Origin of the sequence: Mesorhizobium shonense (genome assembly GCF_040545255.1) — a bacterium.
Lineage (GTDB): Bacteria > Pseudomonadota > Alphaproteobacteria > Rhizobiales > Rhizobiaceae > Mesorhizobium > Mesorhizobium shonense.
In genome coordinates this window covers 227,403-239,296 of sequence record NZ_JBEPLM010000010.1, presented here as the reverse complement: position 1 = coordinate 239,296, position 11,894 = coordinate 227,403, and the positions used below count along the sequence as shown (strand labels likewise).

Below are 11,894 nucleotides of genomic sequence, written 5' to 3'. Positions count from 1 at the left end.
CCAGACAATGCGGCCGGCGGATGAATGTCCGCCGGCTCTGAACCGGCTTTCTCGATGCGCGGCAGTCTCGTTCGCAAAAATCTCCTGACGGCGCTGCTGCTCGCTCCGGCGACGCTGTGGCTGGTCGTCTTCCTGGTGCTGCCCTTCGTCGCCATCGCCATCTTCAGCGTCGGCGAGCGGGCGCCCGAGGGCGGCTACCAGGCAGCGCTGACCTTCGCGCAATATGCCAACCTGCCGGCGCGGGCGACCGCCTTCTGGAACACTATGGTGCTGGCGCCGGCCGGAGCGCTCGCCTGCCTGCTCGTCGCCTATCCCGTCGCCTATTATCTGGCGCTGCGCGCCCCGCAGCGCTGGCGGCTGATCCTGCTCGCGCTGATCGTCATCCCGTTCTGGACAAGTCTTCTGATGCGCACCTATGCCTGGATGTACATCCTTGGCGGGCGTGGCATTCCGGCCCTGCTCGCCTATGTCGGGATCGAGGATCTGAGGCTGATCAACACGCCGGGCGCGGTGCTGCTCGGCATCGTCTACGGCTATCTGCCGCTGATGATCCTGCCGATCTATGTCAGCCTGGAGCGGCTCGACCGCCGGCTGCTCGAAGCCTCCGCCGATCTGGGTGCCACGCCGTTGTCGACCTTCCTCGGCGTGACGCTCAGGCTGTCGCTGCCAGGCGTGATGACCGGCTTCTCGCTGGTGATGATCCTCTTGCTCGGCGAATACCTGATCCCGACGCTGCTCGGCGGCGGCAAGGTGTTCTTCATCGGCAACGCGCTGGTCGACCTCTTCCTGCAGTCGCGCAACTGGCCGTTCGGATCGGCCATCGCCATCACGCTGGTGCTGGTCTCGGTGGTGGTGCTGATCGTCGCCAACCGCATCTCGACCCGGCTCTCGGGCGCACGCCGCGTGGACCTGATCTGATGCGCGCTTTCGTCGTCGCCGTCTTCGCCTTCCTCTATCTGCCGATCGCGCTGGTCGTGCTGTTCTCCTTCAATGCCGGCCATCATGCCAGCGAGTTCACCGGCTTCTCGGCGCAATGGTACGGCAAGGCGCTGTCGAACCCGTTCCTGGTCGAGGCGCTGAAGAACAGCCTGTTCATCGCCACCACCAGCGCGCTGCTCGCCGCCTTCTGCGGCACCGCCGCGGCGCTCGGCCTGCAGCGGGTCGGCGCGCGGACGCGGGCGCTCTTCGATGCGCTGCTGGGCGCCGCGATCGTCGTGCCGGGCGTGGTCATCGGCATCTCGACGCTGGTGGCGCTGGTGCAGCTTTTTGCCGTCGTCAATCCGTTCCTCGCTTCGCTGTGGCCGACCGACCAGCCGCCGCGCCTTGCGCTCGGCTATGGCTCGATCATCGCCGCGCACGGACTGTTCTCGATGGCGCTGGTGACGATGATCGTCGGCACGCGCCTTGGCAGCCTCGACCGCAACCTGGTCGAGGCGTCGAGCGATCTCTACGCCACGCCGCTGACGACGTTCCGCTCGATCGTGCTGCCGCAGATCATGCCGGCGGTGGTCGCCGGCTTCCTGCTCGCCTTCACCTTCTCCTTCGACGATTTCATCATCGCCTTCTTCGTCGCCGGCGCGCAGACGACGCTTCCGATCTACGTCTTCGCCTCGATCCGGCGCGGCGTGACACCGGAAATCAACGCCATCGCCACGATCGTGCTCGCCGCCTCGGTTCTGCTCGTCCTGCTCGCCCAATGGCAGCTCGGCCGACGAAAACCATCGCCTTGAAAGACAAGTCCATGATTTTGAAAGATCGCATCGCCGTGGTGACGGGCGCCGGGTCGGGCATCGGGCGCGCCGGCGCCATGATCATGGCAAGAGAAGGGGCGGTCGTGGTGATCGCCGACCGCGATCCGGCGGCCGGCGAAGCCACGGCGTCCGACATCCGCGAAGCCGGCGGCCGCGCCGAGGCGGTCGCCACCGATGTCGGCAACGACACCGCGGTCGAAGAGCTGATCGCGGGAACGCTCGGCAAGCATGGTCGGATCGATATCCTGCACAGCCATGCCGGCATCCAGGTCGGCGGCACGCTTACCGAAGTCAGCACCGACGGCATGGACGCTTCGTGGCGGATCAATGTGCGGGCGCAGTTCCTCGCGGCCAAGGCGGTGATGCCAGCAATGATCGCGCAGGGCGGCGGCGTCATCCTGAACACCGCCTCCAATTCCGGCGTGTTCTACGACCGCGAGATGATCGCCTATGCCACGTCCAAGCACGCCGTGGTGGCAATGACCAGGCAGATGTCGCTCGACTATGCCAAACACAATGTGCGCATCAACGCGCTCTGCCCGGGCTGGGTCGACACGCCGTTCAACGAGCCGTTCATCGCCCAGATGGGCGGACGCGATGCGATCGAAAACTATGTCCGCACCAAGATTCCGATGGGGCGCTGGGCGAGCGCGGAGGAGATCGCCGAAGCCATTCTGTTCCTCGTTTCCGACCGTTCGTCCTTCATGACCGGCCAGGCGCTGGTCGTCGATGGCGGCGAGAGCATAGGCTGAGCTGTTCCAACAGAGCGGACTTGCGCCGACAGCCAGGATCGGTCAAACCATAGGCTCCACCTTGATGAGACCCGTCATGCAAGCCGCAAAACAGCGATATCGCGAAAGGCATTCGATTTCTGCCGGCGGTGTTTCATTTGCGCGAGCGGGGTGCCACTGATCATGCGCTGCTGCCGGCACGAGAACCTGCAACGCGCGGAGGAGACCAAGGTCGGCTCGCATGTCGTCCGTGACGGCTGGACCGAGGGAGTAGCAGGACGCTCGATCCGGCCTCTCGGCCGGCCACCAGGCGGGCGTCCGTCATTCAGATAGCGCAGCTTATTTAACGCTCAAAACCCAACGGACGTGCCCGCCGAAGCGATTTCTCCTTCGTACGGACATGACCGATGCCTGACAAACAATACTTTCCCCTCTCCAGCAGCGCCGATCCGCAAAGCTGGCTGACAACGCGTGGGATAAACGAGGTCGAGTGCCTCGTGCCCGACGTGAACGGCGTGCTGCGCGGCAAGGCCTTGCCGGCGGCGAAGTTCCTCAAGTCACTCGAGGACCGGGCGCTTTACTTGCCGAGCAGCGCCTTCCTGGTCGCCATCGACGGCCGCTATTCCGGCTCCATCGACGAAGGGTTCGCCTATCAGGACCCCGACATGCGGATGGTGCCCGACCTTTCGACGCTCTGCCTTGCGCCAGGCGGCGGCGCCGGCAGAGCCTATGTCTTTGCCGACACATTCCATATGGACGACCGGCCATGGATGGCTTCGCCGCGCCATGTGCTGAGGGCGGTGCTCGACCTCTACCGCCGGCGCGGCTGGCGCGCAGTGATGGCGCCCGAGCTCGAATTCTATGTCACGGCGCCAAACCCCGATCCGGACCGGCCGCTGACCGCGCCGGTCGGGCGCAACGGCCGGCCGGAAAGCGTGCAGCATCCCTACGACATGCAGGCGCTGGAAGAATTCGAACCGGTCATACAGCGCATCTACGCGCATTCGGCCGCCGCCGGCCTGCCGCTCGACACGCTGATCCACGAATCCGGCACGGCGCAGCTCGAGATCAATTTCCTGCATGGCGATCCGCTGGCGCTGGCCGACAAGGTGCTGCTGTTCAAGCGCCTGACGAGGCAGGCGGCGCAGGCGAGCGGCCTGCATGCCACCTTCATGGCCAAGCCGATCGCGGCGCAGGCCGGCAGCTCGATGCATCTGCACATGTCGATCGTCGACGAGAAGGGCGAGCCCTTGTTTGCCGGCAAAGATGGCACCGACAGCGAGATGTTCGCGCAGTTCATCGGCGGCCTGCAGAAATACATCCCCGAAGTGATGCCGCTGTTCGCGCCCAATGTGAACTCGTATCGTCGCATCCGGCCGGGTCACAGCGCGCCGGCCAATATCGAATGGTCGCATGACAACCGCTCCTGCGGCCTGCGGGTGCCGATGGGCGGGCGCGCCGCGCGGCGGGTGGAGAACCGGCTGCCCGGCGCCGATGCCAATCCGTATCTCGCCATGGCTGGCTCGCTGATCGCCGGCTATCTCGGCATCGAGGAGAAGCTCGCCCGCTCGGCGGAAGCTTTCGGCAATGCCTATCGCAGCCAAAGCACGCTGCCGAAGACCATGGAGGAAGCGCTCGACCGCTTCGCCGCCTGCGAGCCGGTGCGGGCGCTGCTCGGCGAGGATTTCTTCCAGACCTATCTGCGCGTCAAAAGTGTCGAGCTCGACCTGTTCCAGACCGTGGTGACGTCGTGGGAACGCGACCATCTGCTGCTCAAGGTGTGACCGTGGCTTCCCGTTCAACTGGTTTCAATTCCGGTCTCGATATCGGCAAATCCTACTATGTCGCCACCGCCAATCCGGCGCCGGACCATCCGGCGCTCGTTGGTGACGTCGAAGCCGACCTGGTGGTCGTCGGCGGCGGCTGCACCGGCCTGTCGGCTGCGCTTCATGCGGCCGAGCGCGGTCTGAAGGTGGTGCTGCTGGAGGGTGGCAAGATCGGCTGGGGCGCCTCCGGGCGCAACGGCGGCCAGATGATCCCCGGCCTGCGCAAAGGCGCCAAGGGGCTGGTCAAGGCATTTGGGCGCGAACGGGCGAAGGCGCTGTTCGACCTCGCCTTCGAGGCGCGCGGGTTGGTGCTCGACATCATCGAGCGCCATGGCATCGAGTGTGACCTTCGCCTGACTGGCCACTTGGTCGGCGCCGTCAACGGCTCGGACATGCGCGACTTCGAGGAGGAAGCCGAGTGCCTCGCCAAGGTGATGAACTTTGCCGATGTCGAGATCCTCTCGGCGGCGCAGGCGCGGCAGATGGTAGATACACCCTACCAGGGCGCGGTCTTCGAGAGGCTCGGCGGCCACATGCATCCGCTGAACTACACACTCGGGCTCGCGCGCGCGACTTCCGCCGCGGGTGTTGCCATCTACGAGAACTCGGTCGCGGTGCGGCTGGAGCGCGAGCCGTCCATTCGGGTGTTCACGGACAAGGGTTCGGTTCGCGCCAAACATGTCGTGCTGGCCGGCGATGCGCTGCTCCAGGGGCTCGAGCCGCGCGTCAACAGCCGCATCATGCCGATCGGCAACTACATCGTCGCCACCGAGCCTTTGGGCGAGCGCAACGTCATCCCTTCCAATGTCGCGGTTTCCGACACGCTTTTCGTCGTCAACTACTACCGCCTGTCGGCTGACGGCCGCCTGCTGTTCGGAGGCGGCGAGCGCTACACGCCTTCGCCGCCGGCCGACATCGCCGGCTTCGTGCGGCCGCATATGGAAAAGACCTTCCCGCAACTCAGAGGCTGCCGGATCGATCACGCGTGGGGCGGGCTGGTGTCGGTGACGACGTCGCGCCTGCCGCATGTCGGGCATTACGGCGAGGTCTATTTCGCGCATGGCTATTCCGGCAAGGGCGTCATCCTGTCGACGCTGTCGGGCAAGCTGCTGGCGGAAGCGATCACGGGCGACGCCGCGCGGCTCGACCTGTTCTCGACGCTGACGCCGCTGCCGTTCCCGGGCGGCACGGCGCTGCGCGGACCGCTCTACGTGCTCGGCATGCTGTGGTATGCCATGCGCGACCGTCTGAGACATTGATACTGGCTTTCCGGTCCCCGGCGCGGCTAAAGCGCGTCGCGATCTTTCAGATTCGCTCCGTGCGCTTTAGGTTTTTGATTTTACGCATGTCTTTGTCCCGAAACCGGTTCCCACTTTCGGGAGACATGCTCTAGTGTCCAGGCGCCGGGGACGAAATCCGGGTAAGGAAGAGGATGAACATCGAGCCGGGCCGGCTGACGAAGAAGGAGCGACACGAGCTGATCCTGTCGGAAGTCAGGCGCTCGGCATCGATCCGCGTCTCCAAGCTCGCCCGCCGCATCGGCGTCGCTGGCGAGACCATCCGCCGCGACCTGATCGAGCTCGGCGAGGCGGGGCTGATCAACCGCACCTATGGCGGCGCCACGATCTCGCTGATGACGTCGGAGCCGGCGATCACCGAGCGCGGCCTCACCATGATCGAGGAGCGCGCCCGCATCGGGCGGGGCGCCGCCGGCCTGATCGAGAACGGGCGCATCGTGATGATCGACGGCGGATCGACGACCTATGAGGTTGCGCGCAGCTTTTCCCAGCTAAGACGGGATCTGACGGTCATCACCAACTCGATCGGCATCGCGTCGGTTGCGGGTGCCAATCCGAGTTTTCGGGTCATCCTTTGCCCCGGCACCTATGACCACCGGGAAGCCAGCGTGCTCGGCGAGGACACCGTCGAATTCGTGCGCCGCTACAATGCCGACGTCGCCATCATCGGCGCATCGGCCGTCAATGCCGAAGGGCCGAGCGACATGGTCTCAGGCGCCGCGGCGGTGAAGCGGGCGATGATGGCGCGGTCGCTGTCGACGATGCTGGTCGTCACCAACGACAAGTTCGGCCGCAACAGCCTGGAACGCGTCTGCGCATTGAGCGAGATTTCCGATCTCGTCACCGACAGCGAGCCGGCGGCAGAGCTTCGCGCCGCGATCGACGAAGCGGGTGCGGAACTGCACGTCTTCACCGCCGGCTGATAGAGCTGCCGCGGGATAGCTGGCCGTCAGACCGGAAACAGGAAGGCCGACGCGGGATCGAAGAAGATTTGCCGGCTCGAAGCGCCATTTGCGTCGTCCGGCTCCGCCGCGTCCGAGGTCGGCCTGACGTCGATCTCGTCGCCCGACGCGGTGCGGGCCACGACGCGCCGGCGGTCGCCGAAGAAGGCGGCGTCGACGATCTCTACGGCGAGTGCTGCATTTCCTGGAGCGGCGGTGAGGCGGAAGGCTTCGGGGCGCACCATCAGCCTGGCCTTCTCGCCGCGATCCAGGGCTCGCGTGGTCTTCACGCCCGTGACGACCGAGCCGTCGGCAAGCCGCACCGTTGCTGCGCCGCTCTCAGTCTCCAGATGCTCCACCGGCAGGAAGTTGGAGTTGCCGATGAAGCCGGCGACGAACTCGCTCGCGGGCCTGAGATAAAGGTCCTCGCCGGTGCCGATCTGCTCGATGCGGCCTTCCTTGAACAGCGCGATGCGGTCGGAGAGGTGCAGCGCCTCTTCCTGGTCGTGCGTGACATAGAGGATGGTGACGCCCGTCTCGCGGTGGATGCGGCGGATCTCGGCCTGGATTTCCTGGCGCAGCTTCTTGTCGAGGGCCGACAGCGGCTCGTCCATCAACAGGATCGGCGGGTCGTAGGCCAGCGCGCGGGCAAGCGCGACGCGCTGCTGCTGGCCGCCCGACAGCGCGCCCGGATAGCGGTCGGCAAACTTTTCCAGGCGCACCAGCGCCAGCATGTCGGCTACCTTGCGCTTCACATCGGCATCCGGCCGCCCGCGCACGCGCAGCGGAAAGGCGACATTCTCGGCGACGCTCAGATGCGGAAACAGCGTGTAGCGCTGGAAGACCATGCCGATGTTGCGCTTGTGCGACGGCACGGCAAGCAGCGACCTGTCTTCCAAAAGCACGTCGCCGGAGCTCGGGTCCTGGAAGCCGGCGATGGCGTAGAGCGTCGTCGATTTGCCGGAGCCGGACGGTCCGAGAAAGGTCAGGAATTCGCCCTTGGGCACATCGATGGTGACGTCATGGACGGCGACGAAGGCGCCGAACGCCTTTCTCACCGCGCGAATGGACAGGAATGGCCGGGTCATCTGGACAGTCTTCTACGAAGGAGGGCGGTCACGATCATCAGGCACAAAGTGAGCCCGACGAGCAGGCTGGAGGCGGCGGCGACGACCGGGCTCAAGTCGGCGCGCAGGCTGCCCCAGATCTTCACCGGCAGGGTCTGCAGGGTGGGGCTCGCCATGAAGATCGCCACCACCACCTCGTCCCAGGAGGCAAGGAAGGAAAAGATCGCCGCCGAGAAGATGCCGATGCGGATCGAGGGCAGGGTGATCCTGAGCCTCGCCTGCAGCGGACTCGCGCCGCAGACGATCGCCGCGTCCTCGATGGATTTGTCGAAACCCTCGAGCGCGGTGGCGATCGGGATGATGGCGAAGGGCAGCGCCAGGATGGTGTGGGCTACGACGAAGCCCACAGTGGTGCCGGCAAGGCCGAGGCGCAGGAAGAAGGCATAGATGGCGATGGCGAAAACCACCACCGGCAGCACCATCGGCGTCAGCAGCAGCCCGCGCAGCAATTGCCGCCCGCGAAATTCGCCCCTGACCAGGCTGAAGGATGCAAGCAGGCCGATCAGCACCGAGAGGATGGCGGCCATCGCGGCAATCTTGGCGCTGGTCAGTGCGGCATCGATCCAGGCCGGGTCGGCCAGCAATTCCTGATACCATTTCACCGTCCAGCCGGGTGGCGGAAAAGCCAGCCAGCGCGACGAGCCGAACGACAGCAGGATGATGAAGACCACCGGCAGCAGGAGGAAGGCGGCGACCAGAGCGGTGAAGCCGGCAAGTGCTGCGCGCAACCATCCGAGCCGGTCGTAGTCGAGCAGCATGTCATAGCCCTCCGGCAAGCCGTTTGGCACCGACCATGCGCAGCTGGATCGCGTATAGCACCATGGTGACGACAAGCAGCACGAAGGCGGCGGCACTTCCGAGCCCCCAGTTGAGCAGCGATTGCATCGTCTGGGCGATCATCTCGGCGAGCATCATGTTGGAGGTGCCGCCGAGCAGGGCGGGCGTCACGAAATAGCCGAGCGACATGACGAACACCATCAGCCCGCCGGCGGCGATGCCGGGCAGCGACAGCGGCAGCAGGATGCGGCGGAACGCCTGCAACGGGCTTGCGCCGCAAAGGGCGGCGGCGCGCAGGGTCATCGGATCGATGGCGCGAAGCGTGCCGACCAGCGGCAGGATCATGAAGGGCAGCATGATGTAGACCATGCCGATGGTGACGCCGGTCAGGTTGTTGATGAGCGGCAGCGGCTCATGGATGACGCCGAGCCCCATCAAGGCCCTGTTGATCACGCCGGTACGCTGCAGAAGCACCATCCAGGCATAGGTGCGGGTGAGAAGGTTGGTCCACATCGACAGGATGATGATGCCGAAGACGATCGAGCCGAGCGCCGGCGGCATGATCGCCAGCATCCAGGCAACCGGAAACGCCACTACGATGGTGACGCCGGTGACGACGGCAGCCACCAGGAAAGTGTTGAGGAACACGCGCGCATAGGTGCCACTGCCGAACAGCGCGGCGTAGTTCTGCAGGCCGGGCTCGGGATCGGTGACGCTGCGCAGGAGAAGCGCGACCACCGGCACGATGAAGAATAGGCCGACCAGGGTCAGCGCCGGCAAGGCGCCGCCGCTGCCGGCCGGCAGGCCGGCGAAGGACTGGCGTCTGAAAGCATTCGCCGTCATGGGACGTCCCTTTCAAACGGGGCGCGTTGCCGCGCCCCGCTCCTGTCGTGGGGGCTACTTGGTCTGCCAGGCGTACCAGCGCGTGGCGATCTCGTCGCGATGCTCGGCCCAGTAGTTCATGTCGAGGTTGATCTGGCCGTCGACATGGGCGTCGGGCAGGCCCTTGACCACGTCGGCGGCCATCTCGGCCTTGGCCTTGGTGTTGATCGGCGCGTAGCCGCTCGCCTCGGCGAACTTCGCCTGGCCGGTCGGGCTGGTGGCAGTGGCGAGAAACTTCATCGCGCTGTCCTTGTTCTTGGCGCCTTTCGGCACGACGAGGACGTCGGCGGCGGTGAGGTTCTGGTTCCACGAGACGCCGACATCGGCGCCGTCCTTCTCCAGCGCGAAGACACGGCCGTTCCAGAGCTGGCCGAAGGCGGCCTCGCCCGAGGCAATCAGCTGCTGCGATTCGGCACCGCCGCCCCACCAGACGATGTCCGACTTGATCGTGTCGAGCTTCTTGAAGGCGCGGTCGAGGTCGAGCGGATAGAGCTTGTCCGCCGGCACGCCGTCGGCGAGCAATGCGATCTCGATCACGCCAGGCGCCGACCATTTGTAGAAGGTCCGTTTGCCGGGAAATTTCTTGGTGTCGAACATGTCGGCCCAGCTGGTCGGCTCGCCCGAGACCGCGCTCTTGTTCCAGGCCAGCACGAAGGAATAATAGAAGCTGCCGACGGCGTTCTCGTTGCTGAAGCGCGGATCGAGATCGGCCTTGGGCACGACGGCGAAGTCGATCGGCTCCAGCAGTCCGTCCTTGGCGGCTTTGATGGCGAAGTCCATCTCGACGTCGACCACGTCCCAGGTGACGTTCTTGGCGTCGACCATCGCCTTGAGCTTACCGTAGTCGGTCGGGCCGTCCTGCAGCACCTTGATGCCGGAACCGGCCGCGAACGGCTCGGCCCAGGACTTGGTCTGCGCTTCCTGCGTGGTGCCGCCCCAACTGGTGAACACCATTTCATCGGCCTTGGCGGCGGTTGCTGCCATAAGCCCGGCGAGGACGCCGGCTAAGATCAGTTTCATGTCATTCTCCTCTGATTTCTCTGTTCCGTTTCTTGTTCTTGTCAGTGCACCCTCGTCATGCCGTTCTCAGCGCATGACGAAGGGATCTGGGATCGGCTCGTCCGAGGTCTTGATCCAGACCGATTTCGAGCGCGTGTAGTCGCGGATGGCGTCGAGCCCGCCCTCGCGGCCGAGGCCGGACAGGCCGTAGCCGCCGAAGGGGACGAGCGGCGACACGGCGCGGTAGGTGTTGACCCAGACGACGCCGGCATGGATGTCGCGCGCCATGCGGTGCGCCTTGCCGAGATTCGAGGTGAAGACGCCGGAGGCGAGGCCAAATGGCGTGTCGTTGGCTAAAGCCAGCGCCTCGGCCTCGGTGTCGAAGGCAAGCACGCTGAGCACCGGGCCGAACAGTTCCTCGCGCACGCAGGGCAGGTTGCTGGCACCGGCATCGATGATGGTCGGCGCGTAGTAGAAGCCGTCGCCGATGTCGGGGCGCTTGCCGCCGGTGACCAGCGTGCCGCCGGCGGCGAGGCTTTCGGCGACGATGGTCTCGATCCGGTCGCGTTGGCGCAGCGTGGCTAAAGGCCCCATCTCGGTGGCCGGATCCTGCGGGTCGCCGATGCGGATCGCTTCGGCCTTGCGCTTCAGCCGGTCGAGGAATTCTTGCCTCACCGGGCGTTCGATCAGCAGGCGCGAACCGGCGACGCAGCTCTGCCCCGTCGCGGCGAAGATGCCGGCGACGACCGCATTGGCGGCGCTGTCGAGATCGGCATCGGCAAAGACGACGACCGGGCTTTTGCCGCCAAGCTCGAGCGTCGTATAGGCGAGGTTCTCGGCCGTGTTCCGGACAATGGCGCGCGCCGTCGCCGGACCGCCGGTGAAGGCGACGCGCGAGACCAGCGGATGGCTGGTCAGGCGCCGTCCGCAATCCTGGCCGAAACCGGTGAGGATGTTGACGGTGCCGGCCGGAAACCCAGCTTCGTGGACCAACTCGGCAAAGGCGAGCAGCGGCGCCGGGCCGTCCTCGGATGCCTTGAGCACGACCGTGCAGCCGGCGGCCAGCGCCGGGCCGAGCTTTACTGCAGAGAGGAAGAGCTGCGAGTTCCACGGCACCACCGCCGCAACGACGCCGATCGGCTCGCGGCGGATAGTGACGTCGAGATCCGCCTTGTCGATCGGCACATGCGCGCCTTCATGCTTGTCGGCCAGCCCGCCATAGTAGCGGTAGTAGTCGCCGACATAGGCGATCTGGGCGTGGGTCTCGCGGATGATCTTGCCGGTGTCGCGCGTCTCGAGCTCCGCCAGGCGTCCGGCATTGGCGGCGACGAGGTCACCGAGCCTGACCAGCAGTTTTCCACGCGCACTCGCCGTCATCGTCCGCCACGGCCCCGAGCGCAGCGCGCGGTGCGCCGCCTTGACGGCGCGGTCGACATCGGCCTCGCTTGCAGCCGGCATCTTCGCCCACGGCGCGCCGGTCGACGGATCGACGCTGTCGAAGGTGGCGGACGGTTCGTCGAAGCGGCCGTCGATGAAGTTCCTGAAAAGAGCGTCGGTCATGG

General features: G+C 65.8%; 11 protein-coding genes. 6 read left to right on the top strand and 5 right to left on the bottom strand.

Annotated features, from left to right (window positions below):
• Positions 1-24: 24 nt before the first annotated feature.
• From ABID26_RS24620 to ABID26_RS24595, 6 genes are all read left to right on the top strand, one after another.
• Positions 25-918, top strand: a complete 894-nt coding sequence (locus tag ABID26_RS24620) for an ABC transporter permease (RefSeq protein WP_292302619.1) — start codon at positions 25-27, stop codon at positions 916-918.
• A complete protein-coding gene (locus ABID26_RS24615) occupies positions 918-1,730 on the top strand; it encodes an ABC transporter permease (RefSeq protein WP_292302618.1) in 813 nt (270 codons plus the stop codon). Before ABID26_RS24620 ends, ABID26_RS24615 begins: the two co-directional genes overlap by 1 nt.
• Before the next feature lie 11 nt (positions 1,731-1,741).
• The gene (locus tag ABID26_RS24610; RefSeq protein WP_292302617.1) at positions 1,742-2,503 is read left to right on the top strand and encodes an SDR family NAD(P)-dependent oxidoreductase; all 762 of its coding nucleotides are present in this window, start codon (positions 1,742-1,744) and stop codon (positions 2,501-2,503) included.
• A 386-nt stretch (positions 2,504-2,889) separates the two neighbouring features.
• Positions 2,890-4,266 carry a glutamine synthetase family protein gene (locus ABID26_RS24605; protein WP_292302616.1) on the top strand — a complete coding sequence of 459 codons (1,377 nt, stop codon included), beginning with the start codon at positions 2,890-2,892 and terminating at the stop codon, positions 4,264-4,266.
• Between the two features lie 2 nt (positions 4,267-4,268).
• Positions 4,269-5,567 (top strand): NAD(P)/FAD-dependent oxidoreductase, encoded by a 1,299-nt coding sequence (locus ABID26_RS24600; RefSeq protein WP_292302615.1) that lies wholly within the window; start codon positions 4,269-4,271, stop codon positions 5,565-5,567.
• Between the two features lie 173 nt (positions 5,568-5,740).
• Positions 5,741-6,529 carry a DeoR/GlpR family DNA-binding transcription regulator gene (locus tag ABID26_RS24595; RefSeq protein ID WP_292302614.1) on the top strand — a complete coding sequence of 263 codons (789 nt, stop codon included), beginning with the start codon at positions 5,741-5,743 and terminating at the stop codon, positions 6,527-6,529.
• 26 nt (positions 6,530-6,555) lie between these two features.
• Here ABID26_RS24595 and ABID26_RS24590 read toward each other — a convergent pair whose 3' ends face one another.
• The 5 genes from ABID26_RS24590 to ABID26_RS24570 form a co-directional block, all read right to left on the bottom strand.
• On the bottom strand, positions 6,556-7,635 hold the full coding sequence (locus ABID26_RS24590) for an ABC transporter ATP-binding protein (protein ID WP_292302613.1): 1,080 nt from the start codon (positions 7,633-7,635) through the stop codon (positions 6,556-6,558).
• Positions 7,632-8,432, bottom strand: coding sequence for an ABC transporter permease (locus ABID26_RS24585; RefSeq protein WP_292302612.1), 801 nt, complete (start codon positions 8,430-8,432; stop codon positions 7,632-7,634). The genes ABID26_RS24590 and ABID26_RS24585 overlap by 4 nt, the downstream gene beginning before the upstream one ends.
• A gap of 1 nt (position 8,433) precedes the next feature.
• On the bottom strand, positions 8,434-9,294 hold the full coding sequence (locus ABID26_RS24580) for an ABC transporter permease (RefSeq protein ID WP_354416875.1): 861 nt from the start codon (positions 9,292-9,294) through the stop codon (positions 8,434-8,436).
• Between the two features lie 54 nt (positions 9,295-9,348).
• Positions 9,349-10,353 carry an ABC transporter substrate-binding protein gene (locus ABID26_RS24575; RefSeq protein WP_292302610.1) on the bottom strand — a complete coding sequence of 335 codons (1,005 nt, stop codon included), beginning with the start codon at positions 10,351-10,353 and terminating at the stop codon, positions 9,349-9,351.
• Positions 10,354-10,419: 66 nt separating this feature from the next.
• Entirely contained in the window at positions 10,420-11,892 is a 1,473-nt protein-coding gene (locus tag ABID26_RS24570) for an aldehyde dehydrogenase (protein WP_292302609.1), read from the bottom strand.
• Positions 11,893-11,894: the final 2 nt, after the last annotated feature.

Bases quoted from the DNA above. Each gene is read 5' to 3' on its own strand.
- ABID26_RS24590 (WP_292302613.1), bottom strand. From the start codon at position 7,635: ATGACCCGGCCATTCCTGTCCATTCGCGCGGTGAGAAAGGCGTTCGGC.
- ABID26_RS24620 (WP_292302619.1), top strand. From the start codon at position 25: ATGTCCGCCGGCTCTGAACCGGCTTTCTCGATGCGCGGCAGTCTCGTT.
- ABID26_RS24615 (WP_292302618.1), top strand. From the start codon at position 918: ATGCGCGCTTTCGTCGTCGCCGTCTTCGCCTTCCTCTATCTGCCGATC.
- ABID26_RS24570 (WP_292302609.1), bottom strand. From the start codon at position 11,892: ATGACCGACGCTCTTTTCAGGAACTTCATCGACGGCCGCTTCGACGAA.
- ABID26_RS24585 (WP_292302612.1), bottom strand. From the start codon at position 8,432: ATGCTGCTCGACTACGACCGGCTCGGATGGTTGCGCGCAGCACTTGCC.
- ABID26_RS24605 (WP_292302616.1), top strand. From the start codon at position 2,890: ATGCCTGACAAACAATACTTTCCCCTCTCCAGCAGCGCCGATCCGCAA.
- ABID26_RS24580 (WP_354416875.1), bottom strand. From the start codon at position 9,294: ATGACGGCGAATGCTTTCAGACGCCAGTCCTTCGCCGGCCTGCCGGCC.
- ABID26_RS24610 (WP_292302617.1), top strand. From the start codon at position 1,742: ATGATTTTGAAAGATCGCATCGCCGTGGTGACGGGCGCCGGGTCGGGC.
- ABID26_RS24595 (WP_292302614.1), top strand. From the start codon at position 5,741: ATGAACATCGAGCCGGGCCGGCTGACGAAGAAGGAGCGACACGAGCTG.
- ABID26_RS24575 (WP_292302610.1), bottom strand. From the start codon at position 10,353: ATGAAACTGATCTTAGCCGGCGTCCTCGCCGGGCTTATGGCAGCAACC.